This is a genomic window from Herbaspirillum frisingense, from assembly GCF_047325095.1.
Lineage (GTDB): Bacteria > Pseudomonadota > Gammaproteobacteria > Burkholderiales > Burkholderiaceae_D > Herbaspirillum > Herbaspirillum frisingense.
In genome coordinates, this window is the sequence record NZ_CP168558.1 from 4,051,365 (window position 1) to 4,075,694 (window position 24,330).

Annotated in this window: 23 protein-coding genes; 10 read left to right on the forward strand and 13 right to left on the reverse strand. The window is 63.7% G+C overall.

All coding sequences use genetic code 11. The annotated features are described in order from the left end of the window. Positions 1 to 190: 190 nt before the first annotated feature. The 4 genes from greA to ACEOAC_RS18660 all read right to left on the reverse strand — a co-directional run bounded on the left by greA (position 191) and on the right by ACEOAC_RS18660 (position 6,164). A complete protein-coding gene (greA, locus tag ACEOAC_RS18645) occupies positions 191 to 667 on the reverse strand; it encodes a transcription elongation factor GreA (protein WP_006463194.1) in 477 nt (158 codons plus the stop codon). A gap of 399 nt (positions 668 to 1,066) precedes the next feature. Next, on the reverse strand, positions 1,067 to 4,300 hold the full coding sequence (gene carB, locus ACEOAC_RS18650; RefSeq protein WP_413444116.1) for a carbamoyl-phosphate synthase large subunit: 3,234 nt from the start codon (positions 4,298 to 4,300) through the stop codon (positions 1,067 to 1,069). Then, positions 4,293 to 5,456: a glutamine-hydrolyzing carbamoyl-phosphate synthase small subunit gene (carA, locus tag ACEOAC_RS18655; RefSeq protein WP_006463196.1), complete on the reverse strand. Its 1,164-nt coding sequence runs from the start codon at positions 5,454 to 5,456 to the stop codon at positions 4,293 to 4,295. The genes carB and carA overlap by 8 nt, the downstream gene beginning before the upstream one ends. A gap of 300 nt (positions 5,457 to 5,756) precedes the next feature. Next, positions 5,757 to 6,164 (reverse strand): GlcG/HbpS family heme-binding protein, encoded by a 408-nt coding sequence (locus ACEOAC_RS18660; protein ID WP_034338629.1) that lies wholly within the window; start codon positions 6,162 to 6,164, stop codon positions 5,757 to 5,759. 369 nt (positions 6,165 to 6,533) lie between these two features. Here ACEOAC_RS18660 and ACEOAC_RS18665 point away from each other — a divergent pair, with 369 nt between their 5' ends. Next, positions 6,534 to 7,136: a C40 family peptidase gene (locus tag ACEOAC_RS18665; protein WP_039875208.1), complete on the forward strand. Its 603-nt coding sequence runs from the start codon at positions 6,534 to 6,536 to the stop codon at positions 7,134 to 7,136. A gap of 101 nt (positions 7,137 to 7,237) precedes the next feature. Here the strand turns inward: ACEOAC_RS18665 and ACEOAC_RS18670 are convergent, their stop codons facing one another. Next, on the reverse strand, positions 7,238 to 8,209 hold the full coding sequence (locus ACEOAC_RS18670; RefSeq protein ID WP_413444117.1) for a patatin-like phospholipase family protein: 972 nt from the start codon (positions 8,207 to 8,209) through the stop codon (positions 7,238 to 7,240). Positions 8,210 to 8,341: 132 nt separating this feature from the next. Between ACEOAC_RS18670 and ACEOAC_RS18675 the strand changes: the two genes are divergently transcribed. Together ACEOAC_RS18675 and ACEOAC_RS18680 are read left to right on the forward strand one after the other, a co-directional pair. After that, positions 8,342 to 9,250, forward strand: a complete 909-nt coding sequence (locus ACEOAC_RS18675; RefSeq protein ID WP_413444118.1) for a hypothetical protein — start codon at positions 8,342 to 8,344, stop codon at positions 9,248 to 9,250. A gap of 25 nt (positions 9,251 to 9,275) precedes the next feature. Continuing rightward, positions 9,276 to 9,866 (forward strand): IMPACT family protein, encoded by a 591-nt coding sequence (locus ACEOAC_RS18680; protein ID WP_006463201.1) that lies wholly within the window; start codon positions 9,276 to 9,278, stop codon positions 9,864 to 9,866. A gap of 141 nt (positions 9,867 to 10,007) precedes the next feature. Here the strand turns inward: ACEOAC_RS18680 and ACEOAC_RS18685 are convergent, their stop codons facing one another. Continuing rightward, positions 10,008 to 11,480 (reverse strand): MFS transporter, encoded by a 1,473-nt coding sequence (locus ACEOAC_RS18685; protein ID WP_413628508.1) that lies wholly within the window; start codon positions 11,478 to 11,480, stop codon positions 10,008 to 10,010. A gap of 197 nt (positions 11,481 to 11,677) precedes the next feature. On the opposite strand from ACEOAC_RS18685, the gene ACEOAC_RS18690 reads away from it, so the two are divergent. The 4 genes from ACEOAC_RS18690 to ACEOAC_RS18705 all read left to right on the forward strand — a co-directional run bounded on the left by ACEOAC_RS18690 (position 11,678) and on the right by ACEOAC_RS18705 (position 14,018). Continuing rightward, positions 11,678 to 12,352 (forward strand): helix-turn-helix transcriptional regulator, encoded by a 675-nt coding sequence (locus ACEOAC_RS18690; protein WP_039875212.1) that lies wholly within the window; start codon positions 11,678 to 11,680, stop codon positions 12,350 to 12,352. A gap of 136 nt (positions 12,353 to 12,488) precedes the next feature. After that, the gene (locus ACEOAC_RS18695; RefSeq protein WP_413445600.1) at positions 12,489 to 13,346 is read left to right on the forward strand and encodes a hypothetical protein; all 858 of its coding nucleotides are present in this window, start codon (positions 12,489 to 12,491) and stop codon (positions 13,344 to 13,346) included. 103 nt (positions 13,347 to 13,449) lie between these two features. After that, the gene (locus tag ACEOAC_RS18700; RefSeq protein ID WP_413445601.1) at positions 13,450 to 13,704 is read left to right on the forward strand and encodes an AbrB/MazE/SpoVT family DNA-binding domain-containing protein; all 255 of its coding nucleotides are present in this window, start codon (positions 13,450 to 13,452) and stop codon (positions 13,702 to 13,704) included. Continuing rightward, positions 13,698 to 14,018 (forward strand): type II toxin-antitoxin system PemK/MazF family toxin, encoded by a 321-nt coding sequence (locus ACEOAC_RS18705; RefSeq protein ID WP_234295850.1) that lies wholly within the window; start codon positions 13,698 to 13,700, stop codon positions 14,016 to 14,018. Before ACEOAC_RS18700 ends, ACEOAC_RS18705 begins: the two co-directional genes overlap by 7 nt. Before the next feature lie 109 nt (positions 14,019 to 14,127). Here the strand turns inward: ACEOAC_RS18705 and ACEOAC_RS18710 are convergent, their stop codons facing one another. The 6 genes from ACEOAC_RS18710 to ACEOAC_RS18735 all read right to left on the reverse strand — a co-directional run bounded on the left by ACEOAC_RS18710 (position 14,128) and on the right by ACEOAC_RS18735 (position 21,202). Then, a complete protein-coding gene (locus ACEOAC_RS18710; protein ID WP_006463208.1) occupies positions 14,128 to 14,835 on the reverse strand; it encodes a transcriptional regulator NanR in 708 nt (235 codons plus the stop codon). A gap of 111 nt (positions 14,836 to 14,946) precedes the next feature. Further along, a complete protein-coding gene (gene oiaK, locus ACEOAC_RS18715; protein WP_413628509.1) occupies positions 14,947 to 16,344 on the reverse strand; it encodes a 3-oxo-isoapionate kinase OiaK in 1,398 nt (465 codons plus the stop codon). Beyond that, entirely contained in the window at positions 16,341 to 17,585 is a 1,245-nt protein-coding gene (locus ACEOAC_RS18720; RefSeq protein ID WP_413444331.1) for a ribulose-bisphosphate carboxylase large subunit family protein, read from the reverse strand. The genes oiaK and ACEOAC_RS18720 overlap by 4 nt, the downstream gene beginning before the upstream one ends. A 10-nt stretch (positions 17,586 to 17,595) precedes the next feature. Then, positions 17,596 to 18,426, reverse strand: a complete 831-nt coding sequence (locus tag ACEOAC_RS18725) for a phosphogluconate dehydrogenase C-terminal domain-containing protein (RefSeq protein ID WP_413444332.1) — start codon at positions 18,424 to 18,426, stop codon at positions 17,596 to 17,598. A gap of 78 nt (positions 18,427 to 18,504) precedes the next feature. After that, complete coding sequence (locus ACEOAC_RS18730) at positions 18,505 to 19,842, reverse strand: MFS transporter (protein WP_413444333.1); 1,338 nt, start codon at positions 19,840 to 19,842, stop codon at positions 18,505 to 18,507. A gap of 412 nt (positions 19,843 to 20,254) precedes the next feature. After that, positions 20,255 to 21,202, reverse strand: a complete 948-nt coding sequence (locus ACEOAC_RS18735; protein WP_413444334.1) for a LysR family transcriptional regulator — start codon at positions 21,200 to 21,202, stop codon at positions 20,255 to 20,257. 128 nt (positions 21,203 to 21,330) lie between these two features. Here ACEOAC_RS18735 and ACEOAC_RS18740 point away from each other — a divergent pair, with 128 nt between their 5' ends. The 3 genes from ACEOAC_RS18740 (at position 21,331) to ACEOAC_RS18750 (ending at position 23,481) form a co-directional block, all read left to right on the forward strand. Next, a complete protein-coding gene (locus ACEOAC_RS18740; protein ID WP_006463214.1) occupies positions 21,331 to 22,251 on the forward strand; it encodes a dihydrodipicolinate synthase family protein in 921 nt (306 codons plus the stop codon). A gap of 148 nt (positions 22,252 to 22,399) precedes the next feature. After that, complete coding sequence (locus tag ACEOAC_RS18745; protein WP_006463215.1) at positions 22,400 to 22,984, forward strand: flavin reductase family protein; 585 nt, start codon at positions 22,400 to 22,402, stop codon at positions 22,982 to 22,984. A gap of 182 nt (positions 22,985 to 23,166) precedes the next feature. Continuing rightward, positions 23,167 to 23,481 (forward strand): cupin domain-containing protein, encoded by a 315-nt coding sequence (locus ACEOAC_RS18750; protein WP_077237773.1) that lies wholly within the window; start codon positions 23,167 to 23,169, stop codon positions 23,479 to 23,481. 49 nt (positions 23,482 to 23,530) lie between these two features. Here the strand turns inward: ACEOAC_RS18750 and ACEOAC_RS18755 are convergent, their stop codons facing one another. After that, a complete protein-coding gene (locus ACEOAC_RS18755) occupies positions 23,531 to 24,214 on the reverse strand; it encodes a response regulator transcription factor (RefSeq protein ID WP_413444335.1) in 684 nt (227 codons plus the stop codon). Positions 24,215 to 24,330: the final 116 nt, after the last annotated feature.

The window sequence follows — 24,330 nt, forward strand, 5'->3', positions numbered from 1 at the left end:
TCTCCGGATGGCCCGCAAAACAGAATGCCCGCTGATGCGGGCATTTTCATTTCCGGCTCGTCGGACTTGCAGGCAGCTCAGGTAGACAGCTCACGCAGACAGCTCAGGCAGACAGCTCACGCAGACGGATCAAGCCGATTACTACAGCACCCGCCCTGCACTATCACGGAGCCGGTGCCGTCACACCACGTCAGACGTAGCGCACTTCCAGGATTTCATATTCCTTCAGACCCGACGGGGCTTCCACGGCCACCACGTCACCGGCGCTCTTGCCGATCAGGGCACGGGCGATGGGCGAAGTCACGGAAACCTTGGATTCCTTGATGTCGGCTTCATCCAGACCCACGATCTGGTAGGTCACCTTCTCGCCGCTATCCAGGTTTTCCAGATCCACGGTGGAGGCGAAGACCACGCGGCCTTCAGCGTTCAGATCAGCCGGGTCGACAATCTGGGCCGCGCCCAGCTTGCCTTCCAGGTCGGCGATGCGACCTTCGATAAAGGCCTGACGCTCCTTGGCCGATTCATATTCGGCGTTTTCGGACAAGTCGCCCTGCGCGCGCGCTTCCGCGATCGCATTGATGACTTCAGGGCGGTCTTTGGTTTTCAAACGGTGCAATTCTTCCTTCAGAAGTTCGGCGCCACGCTTGGTAAGGGGAACTGTGCTCATAAGTCTCTTGCTCAAGGTTAGGGTTACACGGAAGACGCATCCAAGGTCCGCCGGCCGATGAACACGCAAAAGCACACCATTGCCGCCAACTTGGCGGACAAGCATCGTCTTTACGGGAACAGTCTGGCTGGTGAACGGACCGTTGCTGCAGGATTCCGTCAGCTCTTCAACACGCGCTCTGACCCAGAGCCGCTAAGGACATGACGCCACGCGCAAGTCCACGATCACGTGGCACGGCGGCGTCATGTCCTTAGCGTCCCCTGGACGGATCTGCCCTGCAACATTGAACATGTTGTGGCCGCAGGGTGTCGTCCAAAAGTCAGAGAGGGCATCGATTGCTCAGATGCCCTCTTAGCTTGTCGGCGTCAACTGCTGCCGACAAAGTAACGTGTTGTGGGTTTAGTGTATAGCTTTATGCAGGCCTTGTAAATCGTAGACGTCCAGCGATTCCAGATGGCGCATGCCTTCCACTGCCGCCTCTGCACCGGCGATGGTGGTGAAGGTCGTCACGCGGGCTGCCAGGGCCGAGGTACGGATCGCTCCGGAATCGGCGATGGCGTTGCGCTTTTCTTCAACGGTGTTCACCACCAGGGCGATCTCGTTGTTCTTGACCATGTCCACGATGTGCGGACGACCTTCGACCACCTTGTTGACGGTGGCAACAGGGATACCGGCAGCACTGATGGCAGCCGCCGTGCCCTTGGTGGCGACGATGGAGAAGCCCAGTGCGACCAGGTCACGCGCCACTTGCACGGCACGCGGCTTGTCGCTGTTCTTCACCGACAGGAAGACCTTGCCCGAAGTCGGCAGCTTCACGCCGGCGCCCATCTGCGACTTCACGAAGGCTTCGCCGAAGGTCTTGCCCACGCCCATGACTTCACCGGTGGACTTCATCTCGGGGCCGAGGATGGTGTCCACGCCGGGGAACTTCACGAACGGGAAGACGGCTTCCTTCACGCTGTAGTACGGCGGCACCACTTCGCTCTTGATGCCCTGGCTGTCCAGCGACTGGCCGACCATGCAGCGCGCCGCGATCTTGGCCAGTTGCAGGCCGGTGGCCTTGGAGACGAAGGGCACGGTACGCGATGCACGCGGGTTCACTTCCAGCACGAAGACGGTATCGACGGTCTTGCCATCGACTTCACTTTGCTGGATGGCGAACTGCACGTTCATCAGACCCACCACGTTCAGGCCCTTGGCCATCAGCGCGGTCTGGCGCTTCAGTTCTTCGATGGTGTCCTTGGACAGCGAATACGGCGGCAGCGAGCAGGCCGAGTCGCCCGAGTGCACGCCGGCCTGTTCGATGTGTTCCATCACGCCGCCGATGAAGGTGCGTTCACCGTCGGAGAGGCAGTCCACATCGACTTCGATGGCGTCGTTCAGGAAGCGGTCCAGCAGCACCGGCGAGTCATGCGAGACCTTGACGGCTTCGCGCATGTAGCGCTCCAGGTCACGCTGCTCGTGGACGATTTCCATGGCGCGGCCACCCAGCACGTAGGACGGGCGGACCACCAGCGGATAGCCGATTTCCTGCGCCAGTTGCAGCGCGTCGGCTTCGGTACGGGCGGTACGGTTGGGCGGCTGACGCAGGCCCAGGTCCTGCAGCAGCTTCTGGAAACGCTCGCGGTCTTCGGCGGCGTCGATCATGTCCGGCGAGGTGCCGACGATGGGCACGCCATTGGCTTCCAGATCCAGCGCCAGCTTCAGCGGGGTCTGGCCGCCGTACTGGACGATCACGCCGACCGGCTTTTCCTTGTCGACGATTTCCAGCACGTCTTCCAGCGTCACCGGCTCGAAGTACAGGCGATCGGAGGTGTCGTAGTCGGTCGAGACGGTTTCAGGGTTGCAGTTGACCATGATGGTTTCGTAACCATCGTCACGCATGGCCAGCGCCGCATGCACGCAGCAGTAGTCGAACTCGATACCCTGGCCGATACGGTTCGGGCCACCGCCCAGCACCATGATCTTCTTCTTGTCGGTCGGGTTGGATTCGCACTCTTCGTCGTAGGTCGAATACATGTAGGCGGTATCGGTGGCGAACTCGCCGGCGCAGGTATCGACGCGCTTGAAGACCGGACGCACGTTCAGCTTCTTGCGCTGTTCGCGCACGGCGGTGTCGGTGGTCTTCAACAGCTTGGCCAGGCGGCGATCCGAGAAGCCCTTCTGCTTCAGCTGGAACAGGGTGGCCTTGTCCAGCGACTCCAGGGAAGCTTCCTTTTCCAGCCACAGTTCGATGTCGACGATCTCCTTGATCTGCGACAGGAACCACGGGTCGATATGGGTCAGGCCATGTACTTCTTCCAGCGAGAAGCCTTGTGCGAAGGCGTCGCCCACGTACCAGATGCGGTCCGGACCGGGTTCGCCCAGTTCCTTCTCGATCAGTTCGCGGTCGGTGGTCTTCTCGTTCATGCCGTCCACGCCGACTTCCAGGCCGCGCAGGGCCTTCTGGAAGGATTCCTGGAAGGTGCGGCCGATGGCCATCACTTCGCCCACCGACTTCATCTGGGTAGTCAGGTGCTTGTCGGCCTGCGGGAATTTCTCGAAGGTGAAGCGCGGGATCTTGGTCACGACATAGTCGATGGACGGCTCGAAGGACGCCGGGGTGGCGCCGCCGGTGATCTCGTTGCGCAGTTCGTCCAGGGTAAAGCCCACGGCCAGCTTGGCGGCGATCTTGGCGATCGGGAAGCCGGTGGCCTTGGAGGCCAGCGCCGACGAACGCGACACGCGCGGGTTCATCTCGATGACGATCATGCGGCCGTCGGCCGGGTTGACCGAGAACTGCACGTTGGAGCCACCGGTATCCACACCGATCTCACGCAGCACCGCCAGCGAGGCGTTACGCATGATCTGGTATTCCTTGTCGGTCAGCGTCTGCGCCGGTGCCACGGTGATGGAGTCACCGGTGTGCACGCCCATGGGGTCCAGGTTTTCAATCGAGCAGACGATGATGCAGTTGTCCGCCTTGTCGCGGACCACTTCCATTTCGTATTCCTTCCAGCCGATCAGGGATTCCTCGATCAGCAGTTCGGAGGTCGGCGAAGCTTCCAGGCCGCGCTTGCAGATGGTCTCGAATTCTTCGGCGTTGTAGGCGATGCCGCCGCCGGTGCCGCCCATGGTGAAGGACGGGCGGATGATGACCGGGAAGCCGATGGTCTTCTGCACTGCCCACGATTCTTCCATCGTGTGCGACACGCCCGAACGGGCCGAACCCAGGCCGATCTTGGTCATGGCCTGCTTGAACTTGGAGCGGTCCTCGGCCTTGTCGATGGCTTCCGGGGTGGCGCCGATCAGTTCGACCTTGTACTTGTCCAGCACGCCATGACGATGCAGGTCCAGCGCACAGTTCAGCGCGGTCTGGCCGCCCATGGTCGGCAGGATGGCGTCCGGCTTTTCCTTGGCGATGATGCGTTCCACCGCTTGCCAGGTGATCGGCTCGATGTAGGTGGCGTCCGCCATTTCCGGGTCGGTCATGATGGTGGCCGGATTGCTGTTGACCAGGATGACCTTGAAACCTTCTTCGCGCAGGGCCTTGCAGGCCTGGGCGCCGGAATAGTCGAATTCGCAGGCCTGGCCGATGATGATCGGGCCAGCGCCAATGATCAGGATGCTTTTGATGTCAGTACGCTTAGGCATTTTGTTTCTTCTCCATCATCGCCACGAACTTGTCGAACAGGGGAGCGATGTCATGCGGTCCAGGGGATGCTTCGGGGTGGCCCTGGAAGCAGAAAGCAGGCTTGTCGGTGCGCTCGAAACCTTGCAGCGAACCGTCGAACAGCGAGATGTGGGTGACACGGCAGTTGGCCGGCAGGGTCGCCTGATCCACGGCGAAACCGTGGTTCTGCGAGGTGATCATCACCTGCTTGGAATCCAGGTCCTGCACCGGGTGGTTGGCGCCGTGGTGGCCGAACTTCATCTTCAGGGTCTTGGCGCCCGAGGCCAGGGCCATGATCTGGTGACCCAGGCAGATGCCGAAGGTCGGGATGCCGCGTTCGATCAGCTCCTTGGAAGCGGCGATGGCGTAATCACAGGGTTCCGGATCGCCAGGACCGTTGGAGAGGAAGATGCCGTCCGGGTTCAGGGCCAGCGCCTCGGCGGCGGTGGCTTGCGCAGGCAGCACGGTGACCTTGCAGCCGCGCTCGGCCAGCATGCGCAGGATGTTGAACTTGACGCCGTAGTCGAAGGCGACCACGTGGAATTTCGGGGTGATCTGCTGACCATAGCCGCGGCCCAGGCGCCATTCGGTCTCGGTCCAGTTGTAGGCCTTCTGGGTGGAGACCACCTTGGCCAGGTCCATGCCGGCCAGGCCCGGGAAGGCACGTGCCAGTTCCAGCGCCTTGGCGGTAGCGACCTCGATGTCCGCTTCACCCGCCACGATGGCGCCGTTCTGGGCACCCTTCTCGCGCAGGATGCGGGTCAGCTTGCGGGTATCGATGCCGGCGATGGAAACGATGTTGCTTTCCTTCAGGTAGTCCGACAGGGATTGCTGGCTGCGGAAGTTCGACAGCAGGCGCGGCAGGTCCTTGATGATCAGGCCGGCAGCGTGGATCTGCGAGGCCTCCACGTCTTCACGGTTCACGCCCGTGTTGCCGATGTGCGGATAGGTAAGGGTGACGATCTGGCGGCTGTAGCTGGGGTCGGTCAGGATTTCCTGGTAGCCGGTCATCGCGGTATTGAACACCACCTCACCGGTGGTGTTGCCTGCGGCGCCGATGGAAAAACCTTGGAAGACAGACCCGTCTGCGAGCGCGAGGATGGCCGGAATCGCGGGACCGGAAAGAAGAGGCAGCAAGGGTAACTCCTGAGATTGTTACCGCCGCGGCTGGATGACCGGAAGACCTTTGCGCGCCAAAACCGACCGGCGCGAACACCCCGACTCATTCGGTACGGGAGCGTGGCTGGGCCTGTTAGGAACGAGGAAGAGGAATGGCTATGCGCTACGGCGGATAAAATTGGCTAAACCGCTCAATTATAGCGCAAGAGGCTCCCTCCGGCAAATCACGGATGGCCGAACTTGCTTCAGGAAGCACCGAAATGGGGTGCCGGAAGGAGGGAACGCCGGCAGACAGCGCTGCCGGCGCAACGCGGCGTATTACAGGCCCAGGGCTGCGATACCGGCCTTGGCGATCTGCACGTCTTCGGAAGACTTCACGCCGGAAACGCCGACGGCGCCCACGTAGTGACCCTCGACCACGACCGGCACGCCGCCTTCGAGCAGGCCGTCCAGGCCGGGGGCGCTCAGGAAGGAGACGCGACCGTTGTTGATCATGTCTTCATAGATCTTGCTTTCGCGGCGACCCAGGGCGGCGGTGCGCGCCTTGGCCGGGGCGATCTGCGAGGAAATCGGGGCGGCGCCGTCCATGCGCTGCAGCCACAGCAGGTGGCCGCCATCATCGACCACGGAGATGGCCACGTTCCAGTTGTTGGCGCGGGCTTCGGCTTCAGCACCGGCGGCGATCTTCTTCACGTCGTCCAGCGACAGAAACGGTTTGGTTTGCATGTTTGCTCCGATAGGCATAAAAAATCGAACGCTGATTGTAAGGCCATAAAGTCGTTTTGACATCCCATGCCGGCAAACTCATCCATGCGACATGCATGAATCATTTTCAGCACTTCGCCATCCCGCCCGCCCCTCTTGAAAATTCCCGCAAACCGAGAATGCAAGAACTGCATTCCGACTCATCAGTAAATCATTTACAGAAAAATTTTCCTAGGGTCGTGTAGGAAGAATACTTACTGGGAGATGACGCTAAATACCCCCTTTTTGCCCCGCAAATCATTCCATTTTGCCAAGCTGGCACGAATCCAGCTTTTGACAAGCCGTAAGATTTACCTTACAGTCCCGCAATCCTATTTTGAGAGGATCCCGATGACCCTACGCCGATCTGACCGAATCCGACGACAAACCGCTCGTGCGTGCGCGCTCGCAGCCGGCCTTTGGATCAGTGCATCGGCCTATTCCGCTGACCTTTCCCTGGCAGCGCAGGATCTTCCTCCTCCTCAAGCAACTTCCCCGCAAGCCCAGCAGTTGATCAGCAAGACCAATCTTGCGATCGCCCGCCTGCAAGACATCACCAATCGCGCATCCGAACTGGCCACCCAGGCCCTGGCCATGCTGGGCATCAATTACCGCTACGGCGGCAATTCGCCCGATACCGGCCTGGACTGCAGCGGCCTGGTGCGCTACGTCTTCAAGGAAGCATGGGGCACCGACCTGCCGCGCACCTCGCTGGAAATCAGCCGCGTAGGCGAAAAGATCGGCCGCGACAATCTGCAGCCCGGCGACCTGGTGTTCTACAACACCCTGCGCCGCGGCTTCTCCCACGTGGGCATCTACCTGGGCGACGGCAAGTTCATCCACTCCCCCTCGGCCGGTGGCCAGGTGCGCATCGAGAGCATGGACGAGTCCTACTGGAAGAAGCGCTTCAATGGTGCAAGACGCATCATGGCGGGCGAAGAAGAGCAGAAATAGGCACCGCAACGGTGCGAGCGCAAACGCTATAAACGATACAAACAAAATGGCCACTGGAAAATCCAGTGGCCATTTTTGTTTTCCTCAGGGAAACCTGAAAATCAGTTCCCCGTCGCCATCAACCTGAGCTTGCGCTTGATCTCCGGTATGGCCGCCGTAGCCGCTTGCTCGCCCGCCAGGATGGCCACGTTGCGGCTGGCGAAGTCGCTGCCCTTCATCGCCCCCAGACTCGGCTGCAGCACGATATCAGCATTCTTCAGCTCATACTGGTTGATGGTCTGCCCCATGATCGCAAAGGTCTGCAGCAGCACATCGATGGAGCTGCTGGAAGCCGCCTGTGCCTCCGGATTGGCCGAGATATTGACCGCGATCACGAAGTCCGCCCCCATCTGCCGCGCATAGCGCACCGGCACCGGCGACACCAGCCCGCCATCGACATAGGTATGGTCGCCGATCTTCACCGACTGGAACACCCCCGGCACCGCCGACGAAGCCCGCACCGCGACGCCCGCATTGCCGCGCTGGAACAGGATGGGCTGGCCGCTGCGCAGGTCGGTGGCGACCGCGCCGAAGGGAATCTTGAATTTTTCGATGGGAACGTTGTGCACCGCCTTGTTCACGTAGTTCTGCACGCCCTCCCCCTTGATCACCCCGCTGACCTTGGCGAACAAGGGCACCGACCAGTCAGAGATGGAGGCTTCATCCATGGACATCGCCAGCTTCTGCAAGGCAAAGCCATCGTTGCCGGCGGCATAGAGCGCCCCCACCAGGCTGCCCGCGCTGGTACCGGCCACCACGTCTACCGTGATGCCCTGCGCCTCCAGCGCCTTGATCACGCCAATGTGCGCAAACCCGCGCGCAGCGCCGCCGCCCAGGGCCAGGCCGATCCTGATCTTGCGTGGCGCCACCGGCACCGGGGTGACGGTCGTGACAGCGGGGGTTGCAGGGCTACCGGCGGTAGATTCGACAGACGCTGGCGACGCGTTGCCCGGCACCCAGGAAGGGGTACCACAGGCCGACAGCAAGAAAGTGGAAGCGACGGCAACAGCCGTCAGGCGGAAGGAGAAGCGCATGACACCACGGAGCAATATCGAAGCCCGTCATTGTACTGCAAGCCCCCGACCCGACCGCAGGCGGCCGGCCGCCAGGGGCGGTGGTGTAGAATGCGGCCCCGGCTCACGATCTGTTAGGCAAGGCTTCGCCCCATGAATATCGTCATTAACGAAGAACTCCAGAAGTACATCGATCCCCTCACCCCCAACGAATACGCCGCTCTGGAACGCAGCCTGCTGGCCGAAGGCTGCCGCGATGCGCTGGTGCTGTGGGGCGAGGTGCTCATCGATGGTCACAACCGTTACGAAATCTGCCGCAAGTACGACCTGCCCTTCAAGACGGTCCACAATGACAGCTTCAAGTCGCTGGAAGACGTGCTGCTGTGGATGATCGATAACCAGCTCGGCCGCCGCAGCGTCTCGGACTTCCAGCGCGGCATGCTAGCCCTGCGCAAGCGCGACATCATCGCCGCCCGCACCAAGGCCGAAGCCACACCGGCCAAATCGGCCGCCAGCGACGACAGCAGCACCGCCGAGCCCGCCATGAACAACGAAGACGCCCCGGCCGGCGATGCCCCCTGGCACGCCGACGACGACACCGGTCGCATCAAGACGCGCGAAGACATCGCCCGCGCTGCCGGCATCAGCAGCGCCACCATCGGCCAGATCGACCGAATCCGCAAGACCGCCGCCCCGGAGCTGGTAGAGGCCGTGCGCACCGGCACCATCTCCATCAATGCCGCCGCTGCCGTGGCGACCCTGCCCAGCGAGGCGCAGGTCAGCGCCGTGGCCGGAGGCAAGAAGGAACTGCGCGAAGCCGCCAAGAAAGTGCGCGAACAGAAAGCCGCCACCCGCACCCCGCGTGCCCTCGCCAGCGACGACGGCGCCACCGGCAGCAGCAGCGCCATCCCCTTGGTGGAAGGCCAGGAAAACGAACTCACCGCCGCCCTGCGCCGCGAGATCGCCGCACTGCAGACCCGGGTCTCGCGCCTGTCCGAAGAGAACCAGGGCCTGCGCGCCGAGCTGGCCCTGCTCAAGGCCGGCAGCGACCAGCAGGCCTGAGGCCCAGGCGCACAGGCAAGTCACCATGGCCACCTTCACCATCGCCCAGCGGGCCGAGATCGAACTGGAAATCCGCAAGAGCCGCTTCATCGGCATCGTCCAGCCGGTCGCGGGGCGCGAGGCCGCCATGCAGGAAATCGCCCGCATGCGCGAGGCCCATCGCAGTGCCACCCACGTCTGCTGGGCGCTGATGGCCGGCGGCCAGTCCGGCATGTCCGACGACGGCGAACCCTCCGGCACCGCCGGCCGCCCCATGCTGGAGGTCTTGCGTCACCACGAACTGGATGGCGTACTGGCCATGGTGGTGCGCTACTACGGTGGCGTCAAACTGGGCGCAGGTGGGCTGGTGCGTGCCTATACCGACGCCATCGCCACTGCCCTCAAGACCAGCGAACGCACCGAACGCGTGGCCCAGGCGGAAATCGAGATCGGCGTGGTCTATTCGGCCGAACCGCAACTGCGGCACTGGCTGGCGCAGCAAAAGTACCAACTGCTGGACAGCCGCCACGACACCCTGGCCCACCTCCACCTGCGCCTGCCAGAAGCCGCGCTGGCTCAGGCCGAAGAAGCGATCCGCCGACTCTCCTCGAACGCCGAGATCAAGCGCATCATCTGATCCATCCGCTCGCGCAGACCCACGTCCGGACGGCGCGACCACAGCATGTCGAACTCCGCCACCAGCAGGTGGTAGTCGATCTCGCTGATGGGCGCGGGCGTGAACCCGAGCGTGGCAGCCTCCGCAGGCACAGGCATCTCATCACTCCCCATGCGCCACCAACCTCCGCGTCAACACGGTCGCCATCGCCGGTGCCAGCGCAAACGCCGCAAACAGCACCCAGGCGGCCTGACGTGCGCCCTCCTCTTCCTGCCCGCCCGACAGGCCCAGCCCGGCCTGGTTGGCAATCAGACCGGCCAGCGCCGCACCAATGGCCATCGCATACAACTGCACAGTGGTGATGGCCGCCGAGGTCAGGTTTTCCTCGCCCGGTCGCGCCGCCTGCATAGCCCGCGCCACCAGGTGCGGCCAGCCTATGCCTATGCCCAGGCCGGTCACCGCCAGCGCCAGCACCATCAGCACATCCACCAGCGCAGCACTGGCCAGCAGCCGCATGGGCAACAGACTCGGCAACAGCAATGCCAGCGCCACCAGCCCCAGCAGCATCAGCCACGGTCCCAGGCGGATCATGCGGGCCGCCGCCGATGCACTGCGCCCGGAACCGGCCAGTGAACCCACGCTCCAGCCACCGGCCATGGCAGCCGTCGCATAGCCCGCCCCCAGCGGCGCAAAGCCATGCAGGGTCTGGAGGAAATATGGCACGAAGATTTCTACGCAGCTGGCCAGCACCAGCAGCGAGATGCAGGCGAAGGCGCAGCCCATCGCTCTAGAAAGCCGGTAACCATCACGCGGCAGCAGGCTGATGCGTGAACGCAGATCGATGCGCGCCACCCACAGTCCCAGCACGGCCCCACCCAGCACGCAGGCCGCCGCCGCCCAGGTCTGCTCAGTTTGCGCCGCCAGCGCCACCAGCAAGACCGACAGCGCCAACAGCAGGATGCGCCCCAACGGCATGGTCTGATGTACATCGGACTGGGCACGCACCCGGCGCGGCCCCAGTTGCCCCACCACCAGTGCAGCCTGCAGCAGCAACAAGGGCAGCAAGGCGAAGAAGGCCAGTCGCCAGTGGCCGCCGGCTGCGAACAGCCCACCCACCGCCGGCCCCAGCAGCGTCGAAATACCCCACATGCCCGAGACCAGTGCGATGGCCCGCGACCATAACCGCTGCTCGAACACCAACGGAATCAGCGCATACCCCAGCGAAGCCAGCAGCCCGCCGCCGATCCCCTGCACCGCCCGCCCAGCCAGCATCCAGCCCATGCTGGTGGCGCCCGCGCACAACATCGCGCCCGCCCCGAATACCGCCAATGAGAGCAGGTAGGCGCTACGCGCGCCCAGTCGCGAGAGCAGCTTGCCAGTCAGGGTCGAGCCAATGATGGAGGTGACCACGAACAGGGTCACGTTCCAGGCGTAATAATCGAGGCCGCCAATATCGCCCACCACCGAAGGCAGGATGGTGGTGACGATGTGCACATTGATCGCATGCAGCGCCACGCCTCCGGTCAGCGCCACTGCGCACCAGCCGTGGCGACGCCCCAGCAGGTCGCCCCAGCTGGCCACGCTGGCGGGCTCGGACGCAGTCGCGGTGGAAGGTGCGGAAGAGGAAGTTGTCATGGCATATCCTTCATGAAGGGCGGCGAGCGGAGGCAGGTCAGCAACAAGTGGCAACAAGTAGCAACACGTAGCAACATGCCACACCAATGACTGATCGACTTTCACCCTGCGCCGGTTTATTATCCAAGAACCTTCTTGCTTAATTAAGCGTATCGTAAAACGAAGTCCACAATTTAACAAGCTAACACTTGGAAAATATGCAGCCGCTCACCTCGAACCAGTCCCCTCCTCAGGCAGGCCCCAGCACCGCCGAACGCATCCTCCTACGCCTGAAGACCCGCGGTCCCGCCGCCGCCAGCGAACTGGCCGGGGAGCTGGAGATGACCGCCGAAGCGGCACGCCAACAGATCCAGAAGCTGGCCGCCGAAGGCCTGATCGCCAGCCGCCAGGCCGCAGCCGTGGCGCGCGCCGGACGGCCGCGCCAGGAATGGGAGCTGACCGCAAGCGGCCATGCCCGCTTCCCCGACACGCATGCGCAACTGACGGTGCAACTGCTGGGGTCGATCCGCCAGCTGTTCGGCGAACCCGGACTGGACAAGCTGATCGGCCAGCGCGAAACCGAGATGCGGTCGCAATACCTGCGCCTCTGCGCCGACCTGCCGACCCTCCCGAAGAAGCTGGAAAAACTGGCCGACATCCGCAGTGCCGAAGGCTACATGGCCAGGGTGGAGAAGGAGGGCAAGGACTGGCTGCTGATCGAAGACCACTGCCCCATCTGCGCCGCCGCAATGACCTGCCAGGGCTTCTGCCGTTCGGAGCTCCAGCTCTTTGGCGAAGTGCTCGGGGGCGAGGCCGAGATCACCCGCGAAGAGCACCTGCCGGCCGGAGCACGACGCTGCGTCTATCGCATCCGTCGCATCGCCGCCGGCTGAGTCCGGCGGAAGTCCCCCGGCGCCGACAAACTGCGCTGAACGCCCCCGATCTGTGCGAACATCCCCGGCGCCGCGCCGCATCGGGGGATGCCGGCCGGCGACCTGCCACCGCCACGCTTATTCAAAAGGGGAAGCCATGCCACCAGATCAAAGTGATTTCGACCCGGTCCTGTTCATCGCCGACGGTCCCTCGCAAGTCCTGCTCGACCCGAACCAGTACCCCTACATGTGCAACCAGAACGGCCATGGCCTGCAGAGCCAGACCGTGGTCGGCGAACTCATCACCCTGGCCCAGGAAGCACCGGAACTGGAACGCGGCGCCACCTACCGCGATATCGCCCACTGGCCGCGCAAGATCACGCCCAAGGACTGGCCGGCCTACGAGATCACCGAGTTCGACTTCCGCGTTCCCGAGGTCCGCTACGAACCCCTGCCCGCCACCCCGGAGAATGCCCAGGCCTTCGGCGCCACGCTGCTGCGCAACGGCCAGTGCCTGAGCTTCACCTATCAGGGATTGGTGATGGCCCAGTACACCTACGGCAAATGGGCCGGCTATGAATCACCCTATCTCGGCGACGGCCGCAGCCGCGAACTGTTGACCTGGAATGCCACCGACCTGGAGTACCACGACTTCGCCCACATCTTTTTCTCGCAGGGTCCCGAACCGCTGGTGATCACGGTGGCGCGCTGGCGCCCCTACGTCAATGAAATCAGCCTGGCCGACCTGTGGGTGGAACCGGGCGATGCCCTGGTGATCCCGCCCAAGCGCATGGCGCCGCCACCCACCCCGGGCATGAGCGAGGCCCAGAAACGCCTGCTGGTGGTGGACATGCACAACAACCGCAATTCGGCCCAGGCCTGCCGCCGCTACGACGGCCCGCCCGGCCTGGCCACGGTGACCGTGCTGGCGGATCAACAGGTGATGTCGGCGCCGCTGACCCGGCCTTATTACCATGAGGAAAAGCAGCCTACCTGGCATGGCATGTTGCGTTGAACCACGATCTTGGCCAGCGATAGGCATTTCAGGAAAATTGTAATAACATTGTTTTTACACGAGAATTCTGATGTAACAACATTGTATTTACCAGGTGAGAAAAATGAAGACATCCATCCGCAAAATGGGCAACTCGCAAGGCGTACTGATTCCGAAGCCATTTCTGGCCAAGATGGGGATGCTCGTCGATGAAGATATCGACATCGACATCGAAGACGACAAGATCGTGATTCGCAAACTGGAAAAACGGCCCCGTGAAGGATGGGTCGAAGCCAGCCAGAAAATTGCGGCCGCACAGGATGACGGCCTGGTCTGGCCCGAATTTGGAAACGATGGTGACAAGGAATTGACATGGTGATGCGCGGCGAAATCTGGTTAGCCGCGCTCGACCCCACTGTGGGTAGCGAAATCAATAAATCCCGTCCATGCGTCGTCGTTTCGCCGGCAGAGATGCACGATTATCTGCGCACCGTGATTGTGGCTCCGATGACAACCGGCAGTAAGCCCGCCCCGTATCGCGTGCCGATCACCTTCGACAAGAAAAAAGGATTGATTGTCCTGGATCAGATGCGCACGCTGGACAAGGAGCGTTTGATCAGGAAACTCGGGCGCGTCACGGACAAGACGCTCACGGCAACATTGGAAGCGTTGCAAGAAGTCTTCGCCGAATAGCGAAGCAGGAAAAACACGGGGCCGCACCGAGCTATTTTTGTCACCCTGGGGAAGACCGGTTGCAATCATCCAGAGCATCCACGGCTGTGCTCCCCGCGTGCAGGCATATCTACTGCTGCCCCAACTCCCGATACAACTCATTGGCGCGCATCAGGTGCGCGCGCATGGCTTCGGCGGCGGCTTCGCCATCGTGGGCGGCAATGGCATCGACGATGCGCTGGTGTTCCAGCAGCGTCAGTTCTTCCGCTCCGGGGGCGCGTACCAGGGTGGTGTAGAACTCGCTGGCCCAGCGGAACATCGACTCGACGATCGAGGGGAAAATCGGGTTGCCGCTGATGTCGGCGATCTCGCGATGGAAGGCCATGTCGCGTTCGATGAACTCTTCCAGGTTGACCATCGAGGCGCGATGCTCGGCGATGGCCTGGCGTAGCCGCGCTACCTGCTCCTCGCTGGCGCGCTCGGCGGCCATGCGGGCGGTACTGGTTTCCAGGAAGACGCGGGCTTCCTTCATGTGCTTCAACATGTCCGGCTTGGTACGCAGGAGATGCTGCGCACCGGCCGCGATCTGGGCGATCAGCCGGTCGGCCGTGGGGTCGACCACGCGGGCGCGCTCGCCATGGGCGATCTCCACGAAACCGGAACGCTCCATCGCCTGCATCGCCTCGCGTACCGCCGGGCGGCCCACACCGTATTGCTCCATCAGGTCGCGTTCGGAAGGCAATTGTGACCCGGGCGGGAATTCACCCTGATGGATGCGATCCATCAGGCGCTCCAGCACTTCCTGGTATAACTTGCGTCGCTGTATCGGTTCCGGCATGGCTGCGCTGTCTCAAAGTATAGGTTTCGTTGGACGCGCACTCTACCATATCTACCGCAATCGCAGACCCGGCCTGCGATTGCGCCATGCCATGGGCGCACGAAGCAGACCCTAGTTTACAGCCCCCTCCCGCACATCCCCGAAGAAGCTGCGCGCGCCCACCTGTCCCCCTTTGAGCACCAGTTCCAGACCGTCGCGGCGGCTATTGTCCGACCATGCCCGGCACAGCGGCGCGCCCGGGGCCAGTCCGGCGCAGACCGACAGGGCTGTGATGTCCAGGGCACTGGCGACCTCGCCCGAGCTGTCGCCGCCGGCAATGGCAATGCGCTGCAACGACTGCCCGGAATCTCCATCGAGGATGGCACGCAGGGTCTCGGCCAGGGCAATGCCGACCTGGCGCGCCGCCTCGCCCCGCGCCAGCCCGGCTTGGGCGGCAATGTCATCGAAACCGGCGACGGCAGGATCGTCCGGCCCCTCGGCCGAAAACACCAACGGACTGCGCCCGCCGGCGATGGCCGCATCGGCCGCCGCCACCAGGCGCCCCAGTTCGGCAGTACGCCGCTCGGGCCGCAGCACGGCCGGCAAATCCATGCGCAGGCAGGCAAACCCGTGCTCGCGCGCCCAGGCGATCTGCCCGGCCGTGACCGGCGAACAGCTGCCGCTGACCGCCGCAATCACCGGCACCGGGCCGGCCTTGGGCAGGGATGGCTGCGCCGCGATCCAGCCGCGTTCACGCCAGTAGGCCGTGAGCGCGTATTGCAAACCCGAGGACGATGCGCTGAAGACACCCGCTCCCCTACCCTCCCACACCAGCCGCCCGGCCTGGCGCTGGGTCTCGTCGTCGAGCACGTCGATCAGCACCACCGGGGCATCGCCACCGCGCAATGATTCAAGGCGCGCCTGCGCCTGCACGGCCCCGTCGCGCAGCTGCAGCATGTCCACCAGTTCCAGGCGGCGCGCGGTCTGCCGGCGCAGATGCCGGCGCAGGTCGGCCTCGTCCATGGGCGTGACCGGATGGCGCGACATGGTCGGATGCCGGTCCAGCCGGTAGCCCTGCCCGTCCACTGCGGCAAACAGGTTGCCGAATAGCTGGTAGCGCTTCAGCCGGGGCGCGCCCACCACCATGGGCGACCAGTCGCCGCGCAGATGGCGCGTGCCGATGTCGATGGCGCGTCCGATGGAACCGGTCTCGGGCGAGGAATCGAAGGTCGAGCACACCTTGTACTGCATCACCGGCGCCCCCAGCGCCGCCAGCGCGGTAAAGGCCTGCGGCAAATGTTCCTCCATCCATTGCGGGGAACGTCCGCGCGAGGACCCGGCGATGCCGATGCAGCGCACCTCGGGAAAGCGCGCCAGCATCGCCGCATCGGGCGTACGCAGGAACAGCACGGTCGGCAGGCCGGCGGCGCTCATCACCTCCATGGCATCGGTGGAGCCGGTAAAGTCGTCGCCGTAATAGGACAGCAGCAGCCCCTGCGGCAGCTGCGCACTCTCAGGCAGCAGACTCATTTCCAGAACCCCAGCGCCGCCTGCAGCGCCTTGTTGTTGCGCGCATGCTGGGCCAGGGGGACGCCTTCGATGGCGGCCACCCAGGCCTCACGCAGCGCTTCCACGCCTGCCGCCACGCCCTGCGGATGGCCGAAGATGCCACCACCTGCGGTGTGGATCAGGTCGGCGCAGCCGATGGCGGCATAGGTATCGGCTGCCTGCAAGCCGGTCTGCCCGGAGCTGAAGACCGGCAACGTGCTGACCATGTCGGCGCCAGCCACCACCGGCTGCAGGACCGAACGCGCCGCCGTGATGACGCTGTCATCCGGCTCGCTGAACTTGTTGCCCAAGCCATTGACGTGCATATGGTCAGCCCCCGCCAGACGCCACAGCTGCTGCCAGGGCGCATAGTCCCAGCCCAGTTGCGGGCTGCGCGTGAGATAGCCCCAGCCGGCGCGATGCGCATGGATCGGCAGTTGCGCATGACGACGCAACTCCTGCAGACCGACCAGACCGATGGAATTGAGGACCGCCATGACACAGCTTCCACCCTCGGCCAGCACCAGGTCATGACGACGTCGCATCTGGTCCAGGTCGCCGGTGAGGTTGAAGGCCACCATGACCTTCTTGCCGGTGCGATCGGCGTGGTCGTTGACCACCCGCATCACCGCCCGCACCCGCTCGTCGAAGGGACAACGGCCGCCATCAGCCTGCAGTTCGTCGTCCTTGATGAAGTCGATGCCACCAGCCACCAGTTCACGCACCTGCTGCACCGTCTCCTCCACCGACAGGCCGATGCTGGGCTTGATGATGGTGCCGATCAGCGGACCATGCCTCACCCCGCTCAGGCGGCGCGTGCCTTCGATGCCGAAGGCCGGCCCCGGATAGGCGTCCACGAAGGCCTTGGGCAGTTGCAGCCCGGTCAGGCGCAGACCCGACACCTGGCGCAGCTCGAACAGGTTGCCCGCCACCGTGGACATCAGGTTGGGCAGCGAAGCACCGGTGTTCTCCAGCGGCCAGGACAGCTCCAGCCGGCATTGCGTATAGCGCTGCGACGTCATGCCGCCGGGCAGGCTGGGCGTGTTGCTGTGGCCGAGGATCTCCAGCTTTTCGACACGGGCGCCGGAGCGCGCCTTCAGTTCCGGCGTCTCGGTGGCCAGGGCCACGAAGGTCCCGCTGGATTGCTCCCCGGCGATGACCTCGGCCGCGCGCGCCGGGTCATCCCCGGTTTCCAGCCAGTAGCTGGCGTAGATGCGTTCCATGCCCACTCCCTCAGGTGATGCGGCGGATGCTCTCCGCGATCTCGTCATGCTCGAAGACCTTCAGCCAGTCGTCGCGCAGCAGGCGCGGCAGGCCGTTCTGGATGGCCTTGTTGCAGGCATCCGAGAAGGCCCCGGGAATTTCCTTGAAGATCACCGCGCCCAGGATGTTCATATGCCCCAGCAGGAAATCGCGGGCCGCCTCTTCCGGCACGCCGCGACGCACGGTCTCGTCCATGGCCTGCTTCATCGCATAGAGCAGCGTGGCACAGACGGTCTCGGACAGGCCCGGCTCCAGGATTGCCATCTGTTCCACCGTCAGGCGATAGCTGCGCAGGATGGGCTGGTAGATCACCTTGGCCACATCCTCGCCCAGGTCGAAGGCCGACTCCGGACCCTGCATCAGGGCGCTGGTGATGGATTGCTTGGCGGCGCCGCCACCGAAGAAATCGCGACGGCCTTCCGGCGTGGTCTCGTCGTTGAAGATGGGCGGGTGGCAAGGGTGGGCCACGAAATAGACCAGGTCCGGCCGCTCCGGCAGATGGCCGGCGAAGGGCGCGGCCGCGTCCAGCGTCATCACCATCACGCCGGCGCGCAGCTTGGGCGAGATCTCGGCGGCTATCTTGCCGATCAGGGTATCGGGCACGGCCAGGATGACCACATCGACGTTGTCCAGCGCCGCGTCGATGCTCACGCAGTCCACGCCGACCTCGTACCGCAGGCGCTGCTGACCCACTTCGCTGACTTCCACATGAGAAACCTGGTAATCCGATTTCTTCAGATTCTTCGCCAGGCGCACGCCCATCTTGCCGCCTGCGCCGAAGAGTGCGATCTTTTCCTTCATATTTCTTCTCCTGTCGTCATTTGAGTTCTGCAAAGTTCCGGTCGGCCGGGCCAACTGGCCGCTGGCCGACCGGAGGATTCATTCGGCGATCACGCGGCCCTGCAACTCGGCCGCCTCTTCCCGCGATCCCGCGCCGATGGCGAAGATCACCAGTGCCGACACCGCCATCAATGCCCCCACCACGAACATCGGTGCCTGGTAGGAACCGGTGGCGTCCTTGATCGCACCGGTGATGAAGGGCGCCATGAAGCCCGCCGCATTGCCCACCGTATTGATGAGAGCGATACCCGCAGCGGCCGCCGCACCGGAGAGGAAGCGCGCCGGGATCGACCAGAAGGTCGGCAGCGCCGAGAAGATGGCGCACGCCGTGACCGTGATGGCCATCACGGTGGCTGCCGGGCTCTGCATGTACAGCGCGGCCGGGATGCTGATGGCGCCCAGCAGCGCCGGCAGGCCCACATGCCAGCTGCGCACGCCGCGCCGGGTGGCGTCACGGCTCCACAGGAACAGCGCGATGGCCGCCGGCAGGTAGGGAATGGCGGTGATCAGGCCCTTCTGGAAGACATTGAATTTGGCGCCGAACTGGGTCTCGAAGCCGCCGATGATGGTCGGCAGGAAGAAGGCCAGCGCGTAAAGCCCGTAGATCAGTCCGAAATAGACCAGCGAGAGCATCCACACCCGCGGATTCTTCAGCGCCGCACCGGCGTGGGCCACATGCTCCACGCGCTTGCCGTTCTGCTCGGCCTGCAATGCGCCGGTGAGCCACTTGCGTTCGGCCTCGTTGAGCCATTTGGCTTCACCCGGCTTGTCGGCCAGGTAGAACCAGGCGATCACCCCGACCACGATGGCCGGCAGCGCCACCCCGGCGAACATGATGCGCCAGCCTTCCAGGCCGAACAGGCCATGCGCCTCGATCAGCAGGGCCGCCACCGGCGCGCCGATGACGATGGTCAGCGGCTGGGCCAGGTAGAACAGCGCCAGGATGTGGCTGCGATGCCGGGCCGGCACCCACAGGCTCAGGTAGAGGATGGCACCGGGGAAGAAACCGGCCTCGGCCACGCCCAGCAGGAAGCGCAACACATACAACCCCTCCACGCTGCTGACCCAGGTAAAGAGCAGCGCCACGATGCCCCAGGTCACCATGATGCGCGCTAGCCAGCGGCGCGCGCCGTACTTGTGCAGGGCCAGGTTGCTGGGGATTTCCAGCAGCACGTAGCCGATGAAAAAGACCCCGGCAGCAAAGCCGAACTGGGCCGCAGTGAGCGCCAGGTCACGGCTCATGCCATTGGGGCCGGCAAACGAGATCGCCGTGCGATCCAGAAAGTTGATGAAAAACATCAGGCCTACGAAAGGCACCAGCCTCATCGCGACCTTGCGGATGGCCGATCTTTCGACGGCACTCTGGGTGGTCTCCATTTTTGTCTTGTCTCCTGTCGGGTTGAGAGGCTGCGCCTGTTCAACGACAACCTCTCTGGGTTTCGCCAGGGACTGCGGGGGCTGTGCGCCTTGCGGTCGCCTGGCTGCCTTTGCTTGTTTTGTTTCTTTGATGTTTTCTTGATATCGCCAGCGGCGACGGCAGACGAAAAAGACGGACATCGCCAACTGGTATAATCACTATACCATTACACCAGTTGTAAGGATGCTCAAATTTTTTGCATGGATCAGGTGAATGTCTCGCATGCGAGCGTAGGAAGGGCTGCATGGGCTGCATGGGCGACAAGGCGCCTCCCGCGCTTCATGCCGGAAATAATGCAAGCGGGAAAGATCAGGCGGGAGGAGCCCCACCTGGAAGAAGAGCCCCTGCCATGGCGAGCAGGGTCGATGGACGTCAGAGCGCCGAGCGCTCCCTCAACAGCCGCACCAGCGCCTCCCCCGCCCCCGACAACTGCCCCCCTTTGCGGGTGACGATGCCGATGGTCTGCGACATCGAGCGCAGCTTCACCGGCAGGATGCGCAGCATCCCGCGCCGGACGAACATCTCCGCCACCGCCGTGGGCAGGATGGACACCATGTCCGTCCCCTGCTGCAGCAGCGCCACTGTCACGAAGGTCGATGCCGTGGAAATGGCATTGCCCGGCATGGTCACTCCGGCCAGGTCCATCTCGCGCTCCAGCACCGCGTGCAGCGGCATGTGGCTGGGATAGGTCACCCAGCGATAGCCGGCCAGCGCCGCCAGTTGCAGCTGCCGACTACGCGGGCGCGGGTGCTCGGCCGACACCACCACCGACAGCGGCTCCTCCGACAGGGCCTGGTAGTGATACTTGCCAGGATGGTCCGACACGCTGGCGCGCGCCACCAGCAGGTCGAGATGCCCCTCGTCCAGCAAGCCCAGCAACTGCACGCTGGTATCTTCCACGATCTCGATGCTGAGCTCGGGATGGTGCCGTTGCAGCGCATCCACCGCCGGCACCACCATCTCCGGTACCGCCCCCATCACCGCCCCGATGGCCAGCCGGCCACCGCGCCCGGAGCGCAGTTGCGCCATTTCCTCGCACAAGGACCCCAGGTCGGTAGCCATCAGGCGCGCATAGCGGATCACGCAATGGCCGAACTGGTTGGGGATCAGCCCGGACTTGGTGCGTTCGAACAATTGCGCATCCAGCATCGATTCCAGCTCGGCCAGCGACTTGCTGGCCGCTGACTGCGTCATGGCCAGGGCACTGGCGGCCTTGTGCAGGGATTTGTGTTCATCCAGGGCGATCAGCAGCTGCAGCTGCTTCATGCGCAGACGGGACAGCAGACTCTGGAGGCTTTGCAAGCTGGGTGTGGGTTTCATGGGTGATTCCAAAAAGCGATCACATGATGGAAAGTCTTCACTATACAGCCCCGGTGGGCGCACGTATATTGATCGCCATTGCAAGCCGCCATCCACCGATGGCCCACGACAACCATGACGGAGACTCCATGAGCACCCCCATCTACCGCGGCGTATTCCCGGTCGCCCCCACCATCTTCGACGAACACGGCCAGCTCGACCTGGAAGGCCAGAAGCGCGCCATCGACTTCATGATCGATGCCGGCTCCAACGGCCTGTGCATCCTGGCCAACTTCTCGGAACAGTTCGTGCTCTCCGACGAAGAGCGCGTGCAGGTGCAGAACACCGTGCTGGAACACGTCGCCGGACGCGTGCCGGTGATCGTCACCACCACCCACTTCGGCAGCCAGATCTGCGCCGAGCGCAGCCGCGCCGCGCAGGATGCGGGCGCCGCCATGGTGATGGTGATGCCGCCCTACCACGGCGCCACCTTCCGTGTGTCCGAAAAGCAGATCTACGAGTTCTATGCACGCGTGTCCGAAGCCATCGACATCCCCATCATGATCCAGGATGCACCGGTGGCCGGCACCCCGCTGTCGGCGCCCTTCCTGGCACGCATGGCCAAGGAAATCGAAAACGTCTCCTATTTCAAGATCGAAACCGCCGGCGCCGCCTCCAAGCTGCGCGATCTGATCGAACTGGGCGGTGACGCCGTGGTCGGCCCGTGGGACGGCGAAGAAGCCATCACCCTGATCCCCGACCTCGACGCCGGTGCCACCGGCGCCATGACCGGCGGCGGCTACCCGGATGGTATCCGCAAGATCGTCGACGCCTACATGGCCGGCGACACCGAAAAGGCCGCCGAGCTCTACATGCACTGGCTGCCGCTGATCAACTATGAAAACCGCCAGTGCGGCCTGGCCGCCTGCAAGGCACTGATGCTCGAAGGCGGCGTGATCAAGTCCGACATGCTGCGCCATCCGCAGGCACCGATGCACCCCAAGGTGCGCGAAGGCCTGCTGCGCGTGGCCCGTCGCCTGGACCCGGTGGTGCTGAACTGGGGCAAGTGAGCGACAAGCTCGCCTGCAGGACATGACTGAAACGGGGGCTAAGGCTCCCGTTTTTGCATCAGCGCTCAGGCCAGCCGCGCAGGCCACCTGCCCACGCATTCTGTGTCATCCTTGCCGCCTGTCTTCCCCATTGCCCAAGGAGTTGATCTTGTCCCATCCCAGTCATTTCCGCCCCGTCGCCCTGGAACACGCCAGCCGCCTGGTCAACCACGGCCCCACGGTACTCATTACCGCCGCCCATGGCGGGCAGCGCAACATCATGGCCGCCGCCTGGTCCATGCCGGTGGAGTTCACGCCGCCGCGCATCGCGGTGGTGATCGACAAGAGCACCCATACCCGCGAGCTGATCATGCAATCGGGCAGCTTCGGCATCATCGTCCCCGGTGCCGCGCAGATGGACCTGACCTATGCCGTGGGCAGCGAAAGCGGTCGCGATATCGACAAATTCAAACGCCACCATATCGAGGCTGGCACCGGCCCGGTCCTGGGCATGCCAGTGCTGGAACAAGGCTGCGCTGCGTGGCTGGAGTGTCGCTGGATCAAGGAGAGCCATACCGAGCAGGCCTATGACACCTTCTTTGGCGAAGTGGTCGCTGCGGCGGCCGATGCCCGCATCTTCGAGAACGGTCATTGGTCCTTCACTGACGCCAATGCCGATCTGCATACCCTGCATCACCTCGGCGCCGGCAAGTTCGTGGTGGCCGGCAACCAGCGCCAGGCCAAACTGGACTGAGTGCAGCGGCGGGCCTGGGTGACGTCTTTCATGAGGCGTCCCGGTCGTCATCCTGACGAATCTCTGACGGGTTTCTGACGGATGACTGACACCCGGGCCACGTCCAGCAAGGCTTTCCGGGCAGCGCTATAGTGTGACGACACGCCGTTCCTTCAACCGTCGCCAGCCCTCCGGAAACCACCATGAACCAGCCAGCCGCCACCCTTGACACCCCCATCCTTGACATCACACTCGACCAGTTTCGCGACACCATGCTGGCACGAGGCTATGACGAAGTCGTGGAACGACATTGGGACGGAGGCACCGTCCTCGAAACCCACACCCACCCCTTCGAAGCCAACGCCCTGGTCGTCCAAGGCGAGATGTTTCTGACGCTTGATGGCGCAGCAGAGCGCCGCCTGGTCGCGGGCGACCGCTTCCAGGTGCTGCCCGGCACGCCTCATAGCGAACGTTACGGCGATGCCGGCGCGACCTACTGGGTCGCGCGCAAGAACTGAACCGACCGCAGTCACAGCGGCCGCGCCAGAAGCCCGGCCAACTGTCCTCTCAATGCACCTGTAGCGCTTCGGTGAAGCAATAACCCACGCCATGCAGAGTGCGCAGGGGCAAGTCGCCCAGGGTTCTCTCACGCCATTTGCGGCGAAGCCGGCTGACGGTCTTTTCCAATACGCGCTCGTCAAAGCCGATCCAGTCGGCACCAAAGGCGTGTGCGATGGTCGAGCGGTTCGCGGCATTGCGTGCGCTATCGGCCAGCGCGCGCAGCAATGCGACCTCGCGCACGTTGATCTCCACCGCATCATGTCGGGGTGCCCGCAAGGTGCGTGCCTTGGTATCGAGCCGCCAGACTTCTGGCGCGACCCGACGCAGCAGCACATCGACATAGGCATTGAGCAGATCTGCTTCCTCCGGCCTGGCTTCGCAGAAGTCGGCACCACGTTGCAGCCCGGCGACCCGCTGGGCTGCGGTCTCTTCCTGTCCCGCCAGCAGCAGGATACCCATGCCACCATGCGTGGCGCGAAGTTGTTCGGTCACCGTGTAGCCGGTCCCGCTGGCTTTTCCAACGTCAACGATGGCGATGTCGCAATCCTGCGTCGGCATGAGCAGCTTATCGCCATCCGCCATCACGCTCAGCACCTTGTGTCCCTGTTGCTCCATCAGCTTGCGCACGGCGTGACTGCCTTGGCGCTGCCCGGACGTCAGAATTTCTTCGATCAATAAAATATTGGCCATTGCGGCTTCTCCTTCTTACTCAAACGCATCCTTGAACGACCCGATCGGAAATAAAACCAAGGAAATCCGAGCGGGTCGGATCTGCCAACGCTCCCTTGCCCCTTCAGATCAAGGCG